Genomic DNA, 19167 nt, shown 5'->3' on the forward strand with positions numbered 1-19167 from the left:
CCAGCCCTGAACAATATAGCGATTTACATCCCTCATGCATCAATACCTAGACTTCATGCGTCATGTGAAAGACCATGGCACAAGCAAAACTGACCGCACCGGTACCGGCACCCTGTCCGTTTTCGGTTACCAGATGCGCTTTGACTTGAATGCGGGTTTTCCTTTGGTGACGACCAAAAAGCTGCACTTGAAATCCATTGTCCATGAACTGATCTGGTTTCTGGCAGGCTCCACCAACATCAAATACCTCAAGGATAACGGCGTATCCATCTGGGATGAGTGGGCCGATGACAAGGGCGATCTTGGTCCGGTCTATGGCTCTCAATGGCGCAACTGGCCCACGCCGGGCGGTGAACATATCGACCAGATTAAACAAGTGCTGGATCAGATCAGGAACAATCCTGACTCACGCCGCATGATCGTGTCAGCCTGGAATGTGGCCGACATTCCACAAATGAAGCTGCCACCCTGCCACGCGTTGTTCCAGTTTTATGTGGCAGATGGAAAACTGTCTTGCCAGCTGTATCAGCGTAGTGCAGATATTTTCCTGGGTGTACCTTTTAATATCGCTTCCTATGCCCTACTTACTCATATGATGGCGCAGCAGGCTGGCCTTGGTGTGGGTGATTTTGTATGGACCGGTGGCGATTGTCACCTGTATTCCAATCATATGGATCAGGTTAATGAACAATTGTCACGCACCAGCTTCCCCTTGCCTCAATTGGTAATAAAACGTCAACCAGATACTTTATTTGATTATCAATACGATGACTTTGCGTTTGAAAACTACCAGTTCCACCCTGCGATCAAAGCGCCGGTCGCCGTCTGAAAACAAGGATTCATCAGCATGTCATCATTAACGATTATCGTTGCGACTGATAAAAAACGGGGCATTGGTATCAACAATACGCTGCCCTGGCGCCTTCCCGAGGATCTGGCCCATTTCAAACGCACGACCAGCGGCCACAGCATCATCATGGGCAGAAAGACTTTCGAGTCCATAGGCCGCCCTTTGCCGCAAAGACGCAATATTGTCGTGACCAGAAACCGCGAATGGCAGCATGCAGGCACGGAAAGCGTCGCCTCACTGCACGAGGCACAGGTACTGGCAGGCGATGCCCTTGCCTTCATTATCGGTGGCGCAGAGATTTATCAGCAAAGCCTGCATCTGGCAGATACGCTGATCGTTACAGAAATACAACAGGAATTTGAGTGCGATACTTTTTTCCCGGCCATCGATCCGTTACTATGGAAACAGGTAGCGAGAGAAGAATGTTTCTCAGAGGAAAATAATTTACACTTCGCTTTTGTGACTTACAAAAAGATTTAGGATTACTATGTCAGAACACGGTTTTCACGTACATGGCCCACACGACCATGAATTGGAACATGCGGCACACAGCAATGATGATTTTTCAAGCAGGATAGCTGTCATGACAGCGATCATGGCAACCGTTGGTGCCCTGTTTGGCTATGAGGGCGGCGCGACTCAGAATGATGCAGCCATGTTCAAAAATGAATCGGCAATTAAAAAAACCGAAGCGTCGAACCAATGGAATTTTTATCAATCGAAATCCAACAAACAAAATCTGGCAGAATTAGCAATGGTATTACCCGGTGCCGATGCGGAAAAATATCGCTCCGAAGTCAGCCGCTACAAATCTGAAAAGGAAGAGATCAAGAAAAAAGCGGAAGCACTGGAAGAAGATAGCAAGGAATGGGAACACAGGTCCGAAGCAGCATTGCACCAGCATCACCGCTGGGCGCAGGCAATGACAGCAGTACAGATCGCCATTTCACTGGCAGCAATCACTTTGTTGACTAAAAAGAAGTGGTTGCAATATGCCTCTTATGGCGTGGCTAGTGTGGGTGCTATTCTGGCAGGACTTGCCTGGTTCCACATTTAATTGAGTGAGAAAAAGATGAAAAAAATACTCGGGATCGCATTGCTGGCGGCAGCCTGTACGGCGCAGGCCCAGACCTCACAACTGGTGCAATTGGTGCCTTATCCCTATTTGCCCAAGGATGTGAATTTTTCTCTGGGTGCAGTTGCACTCTACATGCCTAAGTACACCGGCTCCAATGAACGCCGCCTGGCCGCCTACCCGATGTTTGATGCACAATGGAAGAATGGTGCATTTTTTAGTGCCGTCAATGGCCTTGGCTATAATTTTTCCAAAAACCCCAGCCTGCAATATGGCCTGCGCCTGTCGCTGGAAGCTGCACGGGATGAATCGCGCTCATCCAAACTGCGTGGCCTTGGCGACGTTAATACCGCATTGGAAACTGGTGCTTTTGTCAATTACAATATAGACCAAAATTATTCGCTGGCCTCTTCCATCCGTTATGGTTCTGGCGTGGATCACAAGGGCCTGCAGGTCAGTTTTGGTGGACGTGCCACGACCGCACTGAATCCGCAAAACCGCCTGTCAGCCAGCCTGACGGCAAACTGGGCTAATACGGCCTATATGCAGTCGTATTTTGGTGTCACACCTTCGCAGTCTGCTATCAGCGGCTATGCACAATATACGCCATCATCTGGCATTTCTGACATCAAACTGGGTGCGACCTGGCACTGGAATATCGACGGCAACTGGTCCCTGGTCAGTGGCGCCTCTGTCAGTCGCCTGAATGGTGATGCAAGCAAGAGCCCGTTCATCTTCCAGAAGACACCTGTCACTATATTTTCTGCAGCGACGTATCGGTTCTGATCCTAAGAACATGTTTACGATCTTACTGCGCGGGCGCAATCGTAGTCCACGCGGGGCTCATGCGCTGCTCAAAATGCTCATGTACTTTGAGTACGTTCCGCTTTTTGCGCTGCGCTTTTGTTACCCTTACCCCGCTGACGCTCGCTACAGATCGCAAACACGTTCTAAATCATTATGCTTCTCAAAAAGAGTGCCTGTCATCAGGCACTCTTTTTTATTGACGCAATTATTAACGTAATTGTTGACGTAACTATTGACACAAGGACAGGTAAACCGGCATGGCTTTTTAAATAATATTCATGCCTGCCCCGGTTTGACAATGCAAGATAGGGTGCAGATCGGGTTTTGATGACAATCAGATGAAATTTTGTTTTTCCTGCCCCAATCCTGCGTATTTTTTCACATTCGTCCCCACATATCTGAGAGAATTCGCTTCTTTGAATTTTTCGGCGCGCAAGCGGTTGATTTAACTTGCCCAGGCGTCTCCCTTGTACCAAGCTTTTTTGGAGACCTCCATGAAATTCCGCTTCCCCATCGTCATCATCGACGAAGATTTCCGTTCCGAGAATACCTCTGGCCTGGGTATACGCGCCCTGGCTGATGCCATTGAATCCGAAGGCATGGAAGTATTGGGCGTCACCAGTTATGGCGACCTGTCTCAGTTTGCCCAGCAACAATCACGCGCCTCTGCCTTCATCCTGTCGATTGACGATGAAGAATTTGGTGACGGCACCGACGAAGAAACCGACTACGCACTGAAATCCCTGCGCGCCTTCGTCGAAGAAATCCGCTACAAGAATGCGGACATCCCGATTTATCTGTACGGTGAAACCCGCACTTCACGCCATATCCCGAACGACATCCTGCGCGAATTACACGGCTTCATTCACATGTTTGAAGACACGCCGGAATTCGTGGCGCGCCATATCATCCGCGAAGCACGCTCTTACCTGGATGGGCTGGCACCGCCGTTTTTCCGCGCCCTGGTGCACTATGCAAATGATGGCTCCTATTCCTGGCACTGCCCTGGTCATTCGGGTGGCGTGGCCTTCCTGAAGTCACCGATAGGCCAGATGTTCCACCAGTTTTTTGGTGAAAACATGCTGCGCGCCGACGTTTGCAATGCGGTGGAAGAGTTGGGGCAATTGCTGGATCATACCGGCCCGGTCGCCGCTTCCGAACGCAATGCAGCGCGCATTTTCAATGCTGATCATTGCTACTTCGTGACCAATGGCACCTCGACATCCAACAAGATGGTCTGGCATTCCACTGTAGCCCCTGGCGACATCGTCGTGGTCGACCGCAACTGCCATAAATCCATTTTGCACTCCATTATCATGTGTGGTGCGATACCGGTTTTCCTGATGCCGACCCGCAATCACCTCGGCATCATCGGCCCTATCCCGCTGGAAGAATTCAGCATGGAAAGCATACAGAAAAAGATCGAGGCCAATCCTTTTGCGCGTGAAGCCAGGAACAAGAAACCACGCATCCTGACCATCACCCAGTCCACTTACGACGGCGTGCTGTACAACGTCGAAGTATTGAAAGATTTGCTGGATGGTGAAATCGATACCCTGCACTTCGACGAAGCATGGTTACCGCATGCGACCTTCCATGACTTTTACAAAGACATGCATGCCATCGGCAAAGACCGGCCACGTGCAAAAAAATCGATGATTTTCTCCACCCAGTCCACGCATAAACTGCTGGCCGGTATCTCACAGGCATCGCAAATTCTGGTGCGTGAATCCGAGTCGCGCAAACTCGACCGTGACAGCTTCAATGAAGCATACCTGATGCATACGTCGACTTCACCGCAATACTCGATTATCGCATCCTGCGATATCGCTGCGGCGATGATGGAAGCGCCAGGTGGTACCGCACTGGTGGAAGAATCCATCCTCGAAGCACTGGATTTCCGCCGCGCCATGCGCAAGGTGGACCAGGAATGGGGCAAGGACTGGTGGTTCCAGGTCTGGGGACCAGAAGAATTTGCCGCAGACGGCATAGGCTCACGCGAAGACTGGATGATACGCGCCGAAGATGACTGGCATGGTTTTGGCAAACTGGCACCGGGCTTCAACATGCTCGACCCGATCAAGGCCACCATCGTGACACCGGGCCTGTCGCTGGAAGGCAAATTTGGCGAAACCGGCATCCCCGCTTCCATCGTTACCAAATACCTGGCCGAACATGGCGTTATCGTTGAGAAATGCGGCCTGTACTCGTTCTTTATCATGTTCACCATCGGCATCACCAAAGGCCGCTGGAATACCCTGCTGACTGCTTTGCAACAGTTTAAGGATGATTACGACAAGAATCAGCCTATGTGGCGCATCTTGCCGGAATTTGCTGCGGCCAACCCTCGCTATGAAGGCGTGGGCCTGAAAGACCTGTGCCAGGGCATACATGAAGCCTACAAAGGCCATGATGTAGCGCGTTTAACGACAGAAATGTATTTGTCCGACATGCAACCGGCCATGAAACCTTCAGATGCCTTTGCCATGATGGCCCACCGGGAAACCGAAAGGGTCTCCATCGATGAACTGGAAGGCCGTGTCACCGCTATTTTGCTGACACCTTACCCACCCGGCATCCCGCTGCTGATTCCTGGTGAGCGCTTCAACCGCACCATCGTGGATTATCTGCGTTTTGTCCGTGATTTCAACGAGAGATTCCCTGGCTTTGAAACCGACTGCCATGGCTTGGTGAAAGCTGAAATCGAAGGTAAGCGCGGGTATTTTGTGGATTGCGTCAAATCAAGCGCCGAAGCAATCAAGTAAGACTTGCATCTATCCGCCAGGCAATTTATTAACTAAAAAGCACTTGTTACTGAATTAAAGTGACAAGTGCTTTTTTCTTATGCAAAGCAACAACATCACAATTAATTTACAATAGTTTTCAGTATACAATCCGTCTGATAATCAAGATTACGGAAACAGGACATGGGCAGCACAATAGGATTAATGCCAATCAAACATACTGAAATCAGTGTAGGCCAGACTGTACCCTGGCCTATTTATGATGAGCAGGGGCATTTATTGATGGCCTCTGGTGTCAAGGTAGAGACCCAGAATCAACTGAATGGCCTGCTTGAACACGGCTATTGCAATCCGGACGCCATGTGGGACACCATTCCTTCAAAGATGACGCCCGTGTCACGAACAGCGTCCCCCCAGTCCGGCACTATTGCCGCTGCTGCCCCACCACCTGAATCAAGCAAAGACACCTTGATGGAGCTCGACAGTGTGCGCTGGAATGTCGGCGAAACCCTGTATCTGCAAGTTCACGATAATGCCGCCACCAGATACACGGTGAAACTGATCGGTTTTGTCAAAAACATGTCCATCCTGATTACGGCACCGACCATCGATGGCAAGGCCGTGATTATCAGAGAGGGCCAGACCTTTATTGTCCGTGCTTTTCCGGGTAAAAGAGCGTATGCCTTCACGGCATCTGCCATCAAATCGGTGTACACCCCGCATGCTTATCTGCACCTCACCTACCCCAAACAAGTACGCTGCTCTACCATACGTCAGGGTTCACGTGCCTCGGTCAAGATCATTGCCTCTGTCACCATAGGCGATCCGGAACAAACGGCAGCAACCACACTGGGCGATCTGAGTATGGGTGGGGCATCCGGTGTGATTAAAAAAGCACTCGGTAAAAAAGGGGATTCGGGTATCATCAAATTCAAGGTCAGTGCCGCTGGAAACGACGAATATCTGACGCTGAATTTTGTATTGCGTTCGCAAGCCCCTACCGAGAACGGCCTGGAATTCAGGCATGGTTTTGAATTCGTTGATGTATCGGCACAATCGAAGTTGATACTCTCTGCCTTTGTTCATCAGACCCTGGCGGAAATGGATTAAGTCCTTGCAATTAAGTTCATACAACTTAGCAATATCGTTATCACCGCTACATTAATTTACACGCGGCATGTGTCTGAACTGATACTTGTGACATCTGTTGTTGTCGCAGGCATACAAAGACAACAAGGCTGGCAAAGGCGCTCTCCACTGTGAGAACATAGGCACATAAGCCCTGCCAGCTTACGCCTTGTTACACTCGCTATCAGTTTGAGTAAAACTTCACCCTTTGTTACACTTTATGGGGATCACGTAAAGACCCTTGGATTAGAATTGGCTTTCCCAAATGAAATTCTCCGGAATGGATAATCAGGAGTCAATATGCCACCTATCCGGTTCATCACACGCAAACACTACCTTCTCACCCTGTTCGTTCTGGCGCTCAGTGCCTGCGGGGGTGACGAAAAAACCAGTAGCAGCAATACGGCAAATAATCCGCCACCCGCTGCACCCAGTGCGCTGGAGCGTCTGTTTGCGCCGGCACCGGTGGTATCAAGCACAACGGTCACCTTCAACGGCAACCGCTCCAATTACACCATTACCAAAGTCACTGGCGGCTACACAGTCAAAGACAATGTAGGCAGCGATGGCACTACCAGCATTGCAGCTGGCATTCAGCAATTACTGTTCACTGATGTATCCGTCAACCTGATCATCGCCGACCTGTCGACTACCATCTCGGCGGCAGATCTGAACGCCATTATTGAACTGTATATTGCCTACTTCAACCGGATTCCCGATGCCAATGGACTGGCATACTGGATCAATCAGTTCAAGAGCGGTGTTAGCATAGAAAAGATCGGCGAATCTTTTTATATCGCTGCCATACAGGATGCTGCACTGACCGGCTATCTGCCTAACATGACCAACGCCGATTTCGTCACGGTCGTGTACAAAAACGTACTGAGTCGCACTCCCCCGGACAAAGCCGGACTGGACTATTGGGTGAATGGCCTGGCAAATGGCACGGTAAGCCGTGGCAATGTGGTGCGTTCCATGCTGATTGCCGCACATGGTTATGCCGGCGATTCTGTATATGGATGGATCAGCAACCTGCTGGACAACAAGGACAGCGTTGCCAAGAATTTTTCTATTCAGCAAGGGCTGAGTTACATCCAGACCGCAGATTCCATCAGCAAGGGAATGACGCTGGCGGCCACCATATCGGCCACCGATACCAGCGTTGCCAATGGGCTCATACAGTCACTGGTCGGCTTTCAGGCAGTCAACAGCAATGCGCCAACACCGGCACAGGCCTCGCGCTTCCTGGCACAAGCCAGTTTTGGTGCCACCAACAACGACATCAATAGCCTGACCAGCAGTAGCTATGACGCCTGGATAGACAAACAGCTTGCCATGCCGCAAAAACTGCACCGCAGCTACATGGATGCCCAGGCAGCGGGCTTCATCAATGGTTTGAGCGACCTGAGTCAAAACAATTTCTTTGAATCCTTCTGGCAGCAAGGCATCAAGGGTGATGATCAGTTACGCCAGCGCACCACCTTTGCTCTCTCGCAAATCTTTGTTGTCTCTTTCCAGGACAGCAATGTAGCCAACTATCCGCGTGGCGTTGCCTCTTATTACGATACGCTGGGTGCCAATGCTTTTGGTAATTTCCGCAATCTGCTGGAATCTGTAACCCTGCATCCGATGATGGGCAACTACCTGACTTCCCTGCGCAACCAGAAAGAATCCGGGACCCAGGTACCAGATGAAAACTATGCGCGCGAAGTCATGCAGTTGTTTACCATAGGCCTGTATCAGTTGAATCAGGACGGCAGCTATGTACTGAATGCAGGTAAGCCAGTGGAAACCTATTCCAGCACCGATATCAGTGGCATGGCCAAGGTCTTCACCGGCTGGAGCTGGGCTGGTCCGGATAAGAGTGACTCCCGTTTCTTTGGCGGCAATCCCGATCCGAACCGGGATTGGCTGCCTATGCAGAGCTACCCGAAATACCATTCGGTTTCAGCCAAGAGCTTCCTGGGTATCACCATTCCCGCGCAATCTGCAGCCAACCCGGAAGCCAGCCTGAAAACTGCACTGGATACCCTGTTCAATCATCCGAACGTCGGCCCTTTCTTCGGTAAGCAATTGATACAGCGCCTGGTGACCAGCAACCCAAGCCCGCAATATGTGTCACGCGTCGCCGCTGCCTTCAACAATAATGGCCAGGGGGTCAGGGGTGATATGCGTGCCGTCATCAAAGCCGTCTTGCTGGACAATGAAGCGCGCAACGATGCCACGCTGGCGTATGCCAACACCGGCAAATTGCGTGAGCCGGTATTGCGCCTGGCAAACTGGATGCGCAGTTTCAATGTCAACTCCACTTCCGGCCGCTTCCTGATGACCAGCCTGGATGATCCGCTGAGTGGCCTGTCTGAAACGCCGATGCGTTCACCTACCGTTTTCAATTTCTATCGCCCGGGTTATGTGCCACCCAACTCCGGCATTGCGACAGCCGGGCTGGTGTCACCAGAAATGCAGATTACTGCCGAGACGTCGGTAGTCGGCTATCTGAATTTCATGCGCGATATTATTCCAAACGGCACAGGCTCTTCACGTGACGTCAAGGCTGACTACACCAACATGATTGCCCTGGCCGCAACGCCGGATCAAATGCTGGACCAATTGAATTTACTGCTGATGGCAAATCAGATGAGCAGCGGCTTACGCAGCCAGATATTGGCTGCCGTTAATTCCGTCACCATTCCCACCAATAACACTGCCAATGCAGATGCAGCGAAAAAGAACCGTGTTTATCTGGCGACATTCCTGACTATGGCATCACCTGAATATCTGGTCCAAAAATAAAGGGGATCCATCATGACTAAAGTTAATGCTTCACGCCGTCAGTTCTTACGCTATTCGTCGGCACTGGGTGCAGCTGGCACCATCGGCAGCGCCAGCCTGCCATTTGCCCTGAACCTGGCCACCATCGGCTCCGCCGCTGCACAGACCTCAACCGGCGGCTACAAGGCCCTGATCTGCCTGTTCCTGTATGGTGCCAATGACCATGCGAATACCGTGCTGGCAACCGACAGTACCTCATGGACCCAGTACACCACCGTGCGTACCACCAATGAAGCCGGCTCTATTGCGCTGCCACCGGTGGGCAGTAGCGGCGGTGTATTACCGATTACACCCAACACGACACAGGCAGGACGCACTTTTGCGCTGCACCCTGCCCTGGATTCATTAAAGACCCTGTTCGACAGTGGTCGCGTGGCTATTGTCAGCAATGTCGGCCCCTTGATCGTACCTACCACGCTGCAGCAATACAAGGCTGCCAGTGTACCGCTGCCCCCCAAGCTGTTTTCCCATAATGACCAGCAATCGCTGTGGCAGGCCTATGCACCTGAAGGTGCCGCTTATGGCTGGGGCGGACGTATGGGTGACCTGCTGGCGGCCAGCAATGCCTATCCGGTTTTTACGGCAATTTCCGCATCAGGCAATGCGGTATTCTTGTCTGGCCGTACCATCAATCAATATCAGGTCAGCGCCTCCGGTGCGGTACCAATTGGCGCGCTCACTGGTACTCTGTTTGGCTCTACCACGGCAGGCAATCCGCTGAAATCCATCATCACGGCAGACAGCAGCAACCTGTTCCAGAAAGAACATGCCAACGTCACCAATCGCTCAATCAATGCGCAAAGCCTGCTCAGTCCGGCCATGGCGCCGGCGGGTGGCACCGGAGTACCGAATCCCACGCAATATACCAACCCCAACACGGGTGGCCTGGCAAACAATGCCCTGGCCTCACAATTGCAAACCGTGGCCCGCATCATCGCTGGCCGCAGTGCGCTCGGCGCGCAGCGTCAGGTGTTTTTTGTCAGTATGGGTGGTTTTGATACCCATGATTTCCAGCGCACCGCCCATGCCGATCTGATGGCAAGACTGGCGCATGCCATCACTTATTTCGATGGTGTCATGGGTAGTTTGCAAGGCACCGATATGCGTAACCAGGTCACCATGTTCACCGCTTCCGATTTTGGCAGGACCTTTACCAGCAATGGCGATGGCACTGATCATGGCTGGGGCTCGCACCACTTCGTCATTGGTGGCGCAGTCAAGGGCAAGAACATTTATGGCGACTTCCCGGTCACTGGCCTGAAGCATACGCTGGATGTGGGTTCTGGCAGCCTGCTGCCGCAGATTTCAGTTGATCAGTATGGTGCCACACTGGCCAACTGGTTTGGCCTCAGCACCTCGCAGATCAATGATGTCTTCCCGAATATCGCGAATTTTTCCAACCGCAACCTGGGCTTCCTGGGCTAGAATTTCGACCAACAAAAAGCCCCTGTTGCAGATGCATGCAACAGGGGCTTTTTGTTTTATTGCTGGTTGATGCCAGCCAGCAGCAATCAGAAAATCGATCTGGCAGTCAGGGTGGTGAAGCGTTCCAGCGCATACGTGCCAGCCAGTGAATTGCCAGTCGCATCCAGACCCGGCGACCAGACGGCCACGGCCAACTCACCCGGCACCAGCGCCAGTATGCCGCCGCCGACACCACTCTTGGCCGGCAAGCCCACACGGTAGGCAAAATCACCTGCCGCATCATAGGTACCGCAGGTCAGCATCAGTGCATTCAAACGCTTGGCAGAGCTGGGGTCCAGTATTTGCAAACCACTCCAGGGAATCGTGCCATGATTGGCCAAGAAGCTGCCAGCCTTGGCCAGTTCCGCACAAGTCATGGTAATCGAGCATTGGCGGCAATAGCTGTCGATGACAGCCTTGACAGGATTATGCAGATTGCCAAAATCCTTCATCAAATGGGCAATCGCATAATTGCGATGCGCCGTCATTCGTTCCGACTGGGCAACAGCCATGTCAAAATCCACCGTGTTTTCACCGACGATGGTGCGGGCAAACTGTAACACCGCGATATCCGACTGCACAAAACGACCTGACAGGATATCTGTCATGACCAGTGCGCCAGCATTGATAAAGGGATTGCGCGGCTTGCCTTTTTCATACTCAAGCTGCACCAGGGAATTGAAGGGATTGCCAGAAGGCTCGCGCCCCACCCTTTCCCAGATGGCGTCACCCTCACGTGCAAATGCCAGCGCCAGCGCAAACAGCTTCGTCACGCTTTGCAGCGAAAACTTTTGCTGACCATCACCGATGGAATAAGTGCTGCCGTCCAGGCAATACACTGCCATGCCAAAATGCTGGGCAGATACTTTAGACAATTCCGGAATGTATGAAGCAACCTTCCCTTGTGACAACAGGGGTTGAACTTCCGCAAAAATTGTCTCGAGGATTGCGGTGTAATCGGGCTGCATCAGGTTTTTGGCAGCGTCACGCCAACTTGTCCCTGATATTTACCTCCACGGTCTTTGTATGAGGTTTCACAAACTTCATCACTTTCAAAGAACAGTACCTGGGCACAACCTTCGCCGGCATAAATCTTGGCTGGCAATGGCGTGGTATTGGAAAATTCCAGCGTGACATAGCCTTCCCATTCTGGTTCGAATGGTGTGACATTGACGATGATGCCACAACGGGCATAGGTTGATTTTCCCAGGCAAATCGTCAATACACTACGCGGTATGCGAAAATATTCCATGGTGCGCGCCAGCGCAAATGAATTTGGTGGGATGATGCAGACATCGCCCTTGAAATCCACGAAAGACTTTTCATCGAAGTTTTTCGGATCAACGATAGTGCTGTTGATATTGGTAAAAATCTTGAATTCGTCGGCACAGCGTATATCGTAACCATACGAAGAAGTACCATAGCTGACGATGCGGTTGCCATCGCGCTCACGCACCTGGCCAGGTTCAAACGGCTCTATCATGCCAGTCTGTTGAGCCATACGGCGTATCCACTTGTCTGATTTGATACTCATATACTTCTCCTGCCACATTAATATTGGCGCGATTTTACGCGAAAACAGCTATATCTAATATGGAATTAGTTCTGGAAAACACAAACAAATTCGAGACAATTTCGGTCCGGCAGTCCACCAAGCAAGCTTCTGACACCCGGCAGCCTCGCCAGGCTGGCGATCCGGGCGCAGAAATCAGTTGGTAAAAAGCTCATTCGAATTTTATGCAAGCTTTTGATTTTTCAGAAGAATTTCCTTTCATGCGAGCAAAATCCACAGGTTTCCGGTACAATTCCGCCCATGAACGCTCAGCCTAAAAATCTATTCTCATTCCCACGTTTCCGTCCCGAAGTTGGCGGAAAAAATACCGCGCCTTTTTTACCCATGTCGCGCGCCGAAATGGATGTACTGAGCTGGGATAGCTGCGATGTCATCCTGGTAACGGGTGATGCCTATATCGATCACCCCAGTTTTGGCATGGCCCTGATTGGCCGCTTGCTGGAACATCATGGTTTCCGGGTTGGCATCATCAGCCAGCCTGACTGGCAATCGGCCGATGCCTTCCGCGCTTTGGGCAAACCAAACCTGTATTTCGGCATCACCGCCGGCAATATGGATTCCATGGTCAATCGGTATACCGCAGACCGGAAAATACGTTCAGAAGATGCCTATACACCCGATGGCGATCGCACCAAGCGCCCGGATCGTGCACTGGTGGTGTACGCCCAGCGTGCGCGTGAAGCCTTCCCTGATGCCAATATCGTGGTCGGCAGCATAGAAGCCAGCCTGCGTCGCATTGCCCATTATGACTACTGGTCTGACAAAGTGCGTCGCTCGGTACTGCCAGATTCCAAGGCAGACATCCTGCTGTTCGGCAATGCAGAACGCGCCCTGATCGACCTGACTCACCGGCTGGCCCAGGGCGAAGCAATCAAGGATATCCGCGACTTGCGTGGTACGGCATTTATGACACCGCGTGGCTGGTTGCCGGATGAAGAATGGACGGAAATCAATTCCGTCAAAATCGATACCCCTGGCAAACTCGAAGCGCATACCGACCCATATGCCATGATGCCGGAAAAAGAAGCCAAATGCGCCACCGGCACGACGGACGCCACCACGCCGGCAAGCACGGCAGACAGCGTCGTCAAGGAATTGAAAGTGGATGTCGTCCAGCAACAGGCCATACGCATCATGAGCCGCGAAGAGCGCCAGATCATGCTGCGCAACAAGCAGCACAAATCCGTCATACGCCTGCCATCCTTTGATGAAATCAAGGACGATGCCGTACTGTACGCCCACGCGTCCCGTGTCTTTCATCTGGAAGCCAATCCCGGCAATGCCAAGGCGCTGGTGCAGGGCCATGGCGACCGCGACGTATGGCTGAACCCGCCACCGCTGCCACTGGCCATGGATGAGATGGATGGCGTGTATGACCGTGCCTATGCGCGTGCGCCGCACCCGGCTTATGGCAAATCACGCATACCGGCATGGGAAATGATACGTTTCTCGGTGAATATCATGCGCGGCTGTTTTGGCGGCTGTACCTTCTGCTCCATCACCGAACATGAAGGTCGCATCATACAAAGCCGTTCCGAACCCTCGATTTTGCGCGAGATAGAAGAAATCCGCGACAAGGTCAAAGGTTTCACAGGTACGATTTCTGATCTGGGTGGCCCGACTGCCAACATGTACCGGCTGGCCTGCAAGGACAAGAAGATAGAAGAATCCTGCCGTCGCCTGTCCTGCGTCTACCCAGGCATCTGTTCGAACCTGGGCACTGACCATAGCAAGCTGATTTCGATATACCGCAAGGCGCGCGCCCTTCCTGGCATCAAGAAGATACTGGTCAGCTCAGGCCTGCGGTATGACCTGGCTGTGCGCTCACCCGAATATGTAAAAGAACTGGTAACCCATCACGTTGGCGGCCTGCTGAAGATTGCGCCGGAACATACTGAAGCCGATACCTTATCTAAAATGATGAAGCCCGGCATAGGCAGCTATGATGAATTCAAGGCGATGTTCCAGAAGTATTCGAAAGAAGCGGGCAAGGAACAATACCTGATCCCTTACTTCATCGCGGCCCACCCAGGCTCTACTGATGAAGACATGGTGAACCTGGCGATCTGGCTCAAGAAAAATGATTTCAAGCTGGATCAGGTGCAGACTTTCATGCCGACACCAATGGCGCTGGCTACCACCATGTACCACACACGCAAGAATCCGCTGAAGAAAGTGACGGCAGATTCTGAAGTGGTAGAAACCGCACGTTCAGGCAAGGTACGCAAACTGCACAAAGCGCTGTTACGCTATCACGCGCCGGAAAACTGGGAAATCATCCACGAAGCCCTGCAACGCATGGGGCGGCGTGATTTGATAGGTAGCGGGCCACGCCATTTGATCCCATCCCGTCAACCCCATATTCCCATCACCATCGATGAAAGCGGTGTAGCGAATGGCAGGCGGGTTGCTGCGCCCAAAATAGATACTTTTGGCAAAAAACCGGCAACACGCCCACAAGCAGGTACCGGGGTCAAACCTGCCATGAAAACAGCGGCACCGGCTGCAGGCCGCCCAGCCCTTGCCTACAAGGCAAGCAAGCCCAAGGCAGCTACCAGCAACAAATCCGGGCGGCGCTAAATTTACCCCAAGGCTATCAAAGCTGAACAAAAATCAAAGCTGTGTTGAAAAACACAGCTTTTTTTTAGCATTTCCTTTCCCTGCTTTACCACTGATGTAGAATCAATTCATTGCTTGCAGCAACTTCAGGCCAAAACAGCAAGGAGACAGTATGAAGCACATGAAAACAGTTCTGATACTTGAGCATACCGAAGAAGTGTTCGACAAGCTCACCTGTGATGTCTGCGGTGCCGAATCCCGCTGGGATGAAAACTGGGGCAGCAAGGAACATGAAAAGATCATCACTACAGTCAGCCTGGAAGAGGAAGAATCTTTCCCCAATGGCGGACAATCCACCCTGACGCAATACCACATTTGCCCACCCTGCTTTAAAAACCACCTGGCCAAATGGATGGAAAGCCACAGGGATACCATACCGACGGTCAGCAAATCAGTCTGGTGACAATACGCTGAACTGTAGTACTCGGCTGGAAGAGGCGTTGCAACGCTTGGGGGCAGTTTTGCGTAAGCCCTATTGTTTCAACAAGTGCAAGTCACCATCCGGAAAGACCGTCAGGGCCTGCCTTTCAGCCGGTATTCTTGCAGTTTATGCATAAGTACGCTGTCGAATTCACTCATGCAGCCGCATGCCAAGGTATAATGCAAGGTTTGATTGCATTAGAAAAGAATACCTATCATGGAAGCTGAACGCCTCAATAGCCTGTCCGCCCTGCTCGCCGACCTGACCGTCCGCGAAGCCGAACTCCGGAGGTATCTTTGACTTCGATATCAAGTCAGAGAAACTCGAACAAGTCAACGCCGAACTGGAAGACCCCGCCGTCTGGAATGATCCCAAACGCGCCCAGGAATTAGGCAAAGAAAAAAAATCCCTGGAAACAGTCGTCAATACCCTCATCAAGGCCGACAGCGGCCTGCGTGATGCCAACGACCTGTTCGCCATGGCGCGCGAAGAAAACGATGACGATACCCTGGAAGCGATAGAGCTAGATGCCCAAAGCCTGCGTGAACTGGTCGAGGGCATGGAATTCCGCCGCATGTTCAACAATCCCATGGACCCGAACAACTGCTTTATCGACATCCAGGCTGGTGCCGGTGGTACTGAAGCGCAGGATTGGGCGTCGATGCTGCTGCGTCAATATTTGCGCTATTGCGAACGCAAGGGCTTCAAAGTCGAAATCATGGAACAGTCAGACGGCGACATCGCCGGCATCAAGACCGCCACTTTGAAGGTCGAAGGCGAATACGCCTATGGCTACTTGCGCACGGAAACCGGCGTACACCGCCTGGTGCGCAAGTCACCGTTTGATTCCAACAATGGTCGCCATACCTCATTCTCCAGCCTGTTTGTGTATCCTGAAGTGGATGATTCGTTTGAGATCGACATCAATCCGGCAGATGTGCGTACCGATACTTACCGCGCCTCTGGTGCCGGTGGTCAGCATATTAATAAAACCGATTCCGCTGTACGTTTGACGCATGGCCCGTCCGGCATCGTCGTGCAATGCCAGAATGACCGCAGCCAGCACAGGAACCGTGCCGAAGCCTGGGAAATGCTGAAAGCCAAACTGTTTGAACTTGAGCTGCGCAAGCGCATGAGTGAAAAGCAGAACCTGGAAGATTCCAAGACCGATGTCGGCTGGGGCCATCAGATCCGCTCGTATGTGCTGGATCAATCCCGCATCAAGGATTTGCGCACCAATTTCGAATCGGGCAACACCAAGGCGATTCTGGATGGTGACCTGGATGAATTCATTGCGGCATCATTGAAGCAAGGCGTGTAACAGCCATCGCGCAGGCCCATTGCCTGCGCTGTCTTATCCAAATAAAAACCTGCAGGCCAGATGCCTGCCCTCACTGAGGGAAAACCCATGTCCGAAATAAATAATGCCGCACCAGCCGAAGAAGTAGCAGTTGACGAACACTCTGTCATTGCTGTGCGTCGCGCCAAACTGGATGCCATCCGCACCAAAGGCATCGCCTTCCCGAATGACTTCCGTCCGCAACACAAAGCCGCCGATCTGCACCAGCAATACGCGTCAAAGACCCGTGAGGAACTGGAAACGCTGAACGTTGAAGTCAGTGTTGCCGGTCGCATGATGCTAAGCCGCCCGGCTGGCAAGAAAGCTGCTTTTGCCACACTGCAGGATGCGTCTGGTATCAAGGCGGATGGTCGCATACAACTGTATATCACCACGGACAAAACCGGCGAAGCCGAGATGGAAGCCTTCCATCAGTATGACCTGGGTGATATTCTTGGTGTTGTCGGTGTCCTGTTCAAAACCAAGACAGATGAATTGACCGTCAAGGTCACGACACTGCGTCTGCTCACCAAATCCCTGCGTCCGCTGCCAGACAAATTCCACGGCCTGGCCAATCAGGAAACCAAGTACCGCCAGCGCTATGTCGACCTTATCATGAGCGAAGACACGCGCCGTACTTTCAAGGCGCGCACGGCAGCCATGAACTCCATCCGCACCTTCATGAACAGCAATGAGTTCATGGAAGTGGAAACACCGATGTTGCATGTGATACCTGGCGGTGCCGCAGCCAAGCCTTTTATCACCCATCACAATGCGCTGGACATGCAAATGTACCTGCGTATCGCACCAGAACTGTACCTGAAGCGTCTGGTGGTCGGTGGATTTGACCGCGTGTTTGAAGTCAATCGCAACTTCCGCAATGAAGGGGTGTCACCACGCCATAATCCGGAATTCACGATGATGGAATTCTATGCTGCCTACGTCGATTACAAATGGCTGATGGACTTCACTGAACAAGTCATCCGCAAGGCAGCTGAAGATGCACATGGGACAGCCGTGTTGACTTATCAAGGTCGTGAACTGGATTTGAGCAAACCCTTCCAGCGTCTGACCATCGTTGGTGCCATCAACAAATACGCGCCCAATTACACCAATGAACAATTGCATGATGCAGCATTCATCAAGGCAGAATTGTTGAAATTCGGCGTCAAGCCTTTCGCCACGGCGGGTCTGGGTGCATTGCAACTGGCCCTGTTTGAAGAAACTGCCGAAGCCCAGTTGTGGGACCCGACCTATATCATCGATTACCCGGTCGAAGTCTCGCCACTGGCACGTGCATCAGATACCGTCGCTGGTATTACCGAACGTTTCGAGCTGTTCATGACCGGTCGTGAAATCGCCAATGGCTTCTCGGAATTGAATGACGCAGAAGACCAGGCAGCACGCTTCCAGGCACAGGTTGCGGCCAAGGATGCCGGCGATGAAGAAGCCATGTACTACGACGCCGATTACATCCGCGCCCTGGAATATGGCCTGCCACCGACTGGCGGTTGCGGCATAGGCATAGACCGTTTGATGATGTTGATTACCGATTCACCGAACATCCGTGACGTGATTTTGTTCCCGCATCTGCGCCGCGAAGATTAAACTTCAGCCGCAACGATTGCATCGCAAGCGAAAATGGGAAAGGGACTGTAGAATCTGCAGTCCCTTTTTGTTTTTGATAGTGATGTCACCTGACATCTTCTTTAGTTTATTTCTTTCGCTTATTTCTTTAGTCTCATTCTTTCGTTTCACCATTCTGCCAAACAAACCATGCCGACTATCCATCCATTAAAAAAACTTCTGCATTACGCCAGCGCCTATCGTAGCGATTTCCGGATGGCAACGATTTACTCCATCCTGAATAAATTTTTTGATGTCCTGCCTGAAGTGTTAATCGGCGTTGCCGTGGATATTGTCATCAATGGCGACAAGAGTTTTCTGGCGAAGCGGGTCCTGGGTGGCTTTGGCATTACCGATACCTGGCACCAACTGATGTTCCTGGGTGTGGTGAATGCACTTATCTGGGGTGGCGAATCCTGGTTTGAATATCTGCTGTCGCTGAAATGGCGCAAGCTTGCCCAGAATCTGCAACATGACTTGCGGCTGGATGCCTATGACCATGTACAAAAACTGGAAATGGCGTATTTCGAAAACCAGCGCACCGGCAATCTGATGTCCATCTTCACTAGTGTCCGGTTAAATTGGTAAGTAAAGCCAGCAAAGCTAATGCAGGCGCTGGTTTTGGCGGTTTTAGGGGTGTCCACGATTTGAATTTAAAATATGTCATTTGCGATAATCTCCGGTTTATT

15 protein-coding genes are annotated in these 19167 nt (G+C 51.8%); 13 read left to right on the forward strand and 2 right to left on the reverse strand.

The window, feature by feature from the left end; all coding sequences use genetic code 11:
- The first annotated feature begins 34 nt into the window (after window positions 1-34).
- The 8 genes from ACO0K9_RS05230 (at window position 35) to ACO0K9_RS05265 (ending at window position 10861) form a co-directional block, all read left to right on the forward strand.
- Window positions 35-829 (forward strand): thymidylate synthase, encoded by a 795-nt coding sequence (locus ACO0K9_RS05230; RefSeq protein ID WP_422982442.1) that lies wholly within the window; start codon window positions 35-37, stop codon window positions 827-829.
- 18 nt (window positions 830-847) lie between these two features.
- Window positions 848-1330: a dihydrofolate reductase gene (locus ACO0K9_RS05235; RefSeq protein WP_422982444.1), complete on the forward strand. Its 483-nt coding sequence runs from the start codon at window positions 848-850 to the stop codon at window positions 1328-1330.
- Between the two features lie 7 nt (window positions 1331-1337).
- Window positions 1338-1907 (forward strand): DUF4337 domain-containing protein, encoded by a 570-nt coding sequence (locus ACO0K9_RS05240; RefSeq protein WP_422982446.1) that lies wholly within the window; start codon window positions 1338-1340, stop codon window positions 1905-1907.
- A 15-nt stretch (window positions 1908-1922) separates the two neighbouring features.
- Entirely contained in the window at window positions 1923-2711 is a 789-nt protein-coding gene (locus tag ACO0K9_RS05245) for a MipA/OmpV family protein (RefSeq protein WP_422982448.1), read from the forward strand.
- A 515-nt stretch (window positions 2712-3226) separates the two neighbouring features.
- Complete coding sequence (locus ACO0K9_RS05250; protein WP_422982450.1) at window positions 3227-5497, forward strand: Orn/Lys/Arg decarboxylase N-terminal domain-containing protein; 2271 nt, start codon at window positions 3227-3229, stop codon at window positions 5495-5497.
- 183 nt (window positions 5498-5680) lie between these two features.
- Window positions 5681-6586, forward strand: a complete 906-nt coding sequence (locus tag ACO0K9_RS05255; protein WP_422982452.1) for a flagellar brake protein — start codon at window positions 5681-5683, stop codon at window positions 6584-6586.
- Between the two features lie 318 nt (window positions 6587-6904).
- The gene (locus ACO0K9_RS05260) at window positions 6905-9397 is read left to right on the forward strand and encodes a DUF1800 family protein (RefSeq protein ID WP_422982454.1); all 2493 of its coding nucleotides are present in this window, start codon (window positions 6905-6907) and stop codon (window positions 9395-9397) included.
- Window positions 9398-9409: 12 nt separating this feature from the next.
- Entirely contained in the window at window positions 9410-10861 is a 1452-nt protein-coding gene (locus tag ACO0K9_RS05265; protein ID WP_422982456.1) for a DUF1501 domain-containing protein, read from the forward strand.
- An 86-nt stretch (window positions 10862-10947) separates the two neighbouring features.
- Here ACO0K9_RS05265 and ACO0K9_RS05270 read toward each other — a convergent pair whose 3' ends face one another.
- Window positions 10948-11868, reverse strand: a complete 921-nt coding sequence (locus tag ACO0K9_RS05270; protein WP_422982458.1) for a glutaminase — start codon at window positions 11866-11868, stop codon at window positions 10948-10950.
- A complete protein-coding gene (gene dcd / locus ACO0K9_RS05275) occupies window positions 11868-12434 on the reverse strand; it encodes a dCTP deaminase (protein WP_422982460.1) in 567 nt (188 codons plus the stop codon). The genes ACO0K9_RS05270 and dcd overlap by 1 nt, the downstream gene beginning before the upstream one ends.
- 279 nt (window positions 12435-12713) lie before the next feature.
- Between dcd and ACO0K9_RS05280 the strand changes: the two genes are divergently transcribed.
- The 5 genes from ACO0K9_RS05280 to ACO0K9_RS05300 all read left to right on the forward strand — a co-directional run bounded on the left by ACO0K9_RS05280 (window position 12714) and on the right by ACO0K9_RS05300 (window position 19066).
- Window positions 12714-15053 (forward strand): YgiQ family radical SAM protein, encoded by a 2340-nt coding sequence (locus ACO0K9_RS05280; protein ID WP_422982462.1) that lies wholly within the window; start codon window positions 12714-12716, stop codon window positions 15051-15053.
- A 151-nt stretch (window positions 15054-15204) separates the two neighbouring features.
- A complete protein-coding gene (locus ACO0K9_RS05285; protein ID WP_422982464.1) occupies window positions 15205-15495 on the forward strand; it encodes a hypothetical protein in 291 nt (96 codons plus the stop codon).
- A 234-nt stretch (window positions 15496-15729) separates the two neighbouring features.
- Window positions 15730-16834 (forward strand): peptide chain release factor 2 gene (gene prfB / locus ACO0K9_RS05290; protein WP_422982466.1). Its coding sequence is split into 2 segments (ribosomal slippage): window positions 15730-15810 and window positions 15812-16834, totalling 1104 coding nucleotides; the frame shifts between segments, so codons are not numbered across the junction.
- 87 nt (window positions 16835-16921) lie between these two features.
- Window positions 16922-18460 carry a lysine--tRNA ligase gene (gene lysS / locus ACO0K9_RS05295; protein ID WP_422982468.1) on the forward strand — a complete coding sequence of 513 codons (1539 nt, stop codon included), beginning with the start codon at window positions 16922-16924 and terminating at the stop codon, window positions 18458-18460.
- 168 nt (window positions 18461-18628) lie between these two features.
- Window positions 18629-19066: an ABC transporter transmembrane domain-containing protein gene (locus ACO0K9_RS05300; protein ID WP_422982470.1), complete on the forward strand. Its 438-nt coding sequence runs from the start codon at window positions 18629-18631 to the stop codon at window positions 19064-19066.
- Window positions 19067-19167 lie beyond the last annotated feature (101 nt).

The organism is Undibacterium sp. Ji50W (assembly GCF_049340445.1).
Taxonomy (GTDB): domain Bacteria; phylum Pseudomonadota; class Gammaproteobacteria; order Burkholderiales; family Burkholderiaceae_D; genus Undibacterium.

Excerpts from the sequence above, each read along its gene's own strand:
- ACO0K9_RS05230 (WP_422982442.1), top strand. The coding sequence starts at position 35 with ATGCATCAATACCTAGACTTCATGCGTCATGTGAAAGACCATGGCACA.
- ACO0K9_RS05235 (WP_422982444.1), top strand. The coding sequence starts at position 848 with ATGTCATCATTAACGATTATCGTTGCGACTGATAAAAAACGGGGCATT.
- ACO0K9_RS05240 (WP_422982446.1), top strand. The coding sequence starts at position 1,338 with ATGTCAGAACACGGTTTTCACGTACATGGCCCACACGACCATGAATTG.
- ACO0K9_RS05245 (WP_422982448.1), top strand. The coding sequence starts at position 1,923 with ATGAAAAAAATACTCGGGATCGCATTGCTGGCGGCAGCCTGTACGGCG.
- ACO0K9_RS05250 (WP_422982450.1), top strand. The coding sequence starts at position 3,227 with ATGAAATTCCGCTTCCCCATCGTCATCATCGACGAAGATTTCCGTTCC.
- ACO0K9_RS05255 (WP_422982452.1), top strand. The coding sequence starts at position 5,681 with ATGCCAATCAAACATACTGAAATCAGTGTAGGCCAGACTGTACCCTGG.
- ACO0K9_RS05260 (WP_422982454.1), top strand. The coding sequence starts at position 6,905 with ATGCCACCTATCCGGTTCATCACACGCAAACACTACCTTCTCACCCTG.
- ACO0K9_RS05265 (WP_422982456.1), top strand. The coding sequence starts at position 9,410 with ATGACTAAAGTTAATGCTTCACGCCGTCAGTTCTTACGCTATTCGTCG.
- ACO0K9_RS05270 (WP_422982458.1), bottom strand. The coding sequence starts at position 11,868 with ATGCAGCCCGATTACACCGCAATCCTCGAGACAATTTTTGCGGAAGTT.
- dcd (WP_422982460.1), bottom strand. The coding sequence starts at position 12,434 with ATGAGTATCAAATCAGACAAGTGGATACGCCGTATGGCTCAACAGACT.
- ACO0K9_RS05280 (WP_422982462.1), top strand. The coding sequence starts at position 12,714 with ATGAACGCTCAGCCTAAAAATCTATTCTCATTCCCACGTTTCCGTCCC.
- ACO0K9_RS05285 (WP_422982464.1), top strand. The coding sequence starts at position 15,205 with ATGAAGCACATGAAAACAGTTCTGATACTTGAGCATACCGAAGAAGTG.
- lysS (WP_422982468.1), top strand. The coding sequence starts at position 16,922 with ATGTCCGAAATAAATAATGCCGCACCAGCCGAAGAAGTAGCAGTTGAC.
- ACO0K9_RS05300 (WP_422982470.1), top strand. The coding sequence starts at position 18,629 with ATGCCGACTATCCATCCATTAAAAAAACTTCTGCATTACGCCAGCGCC.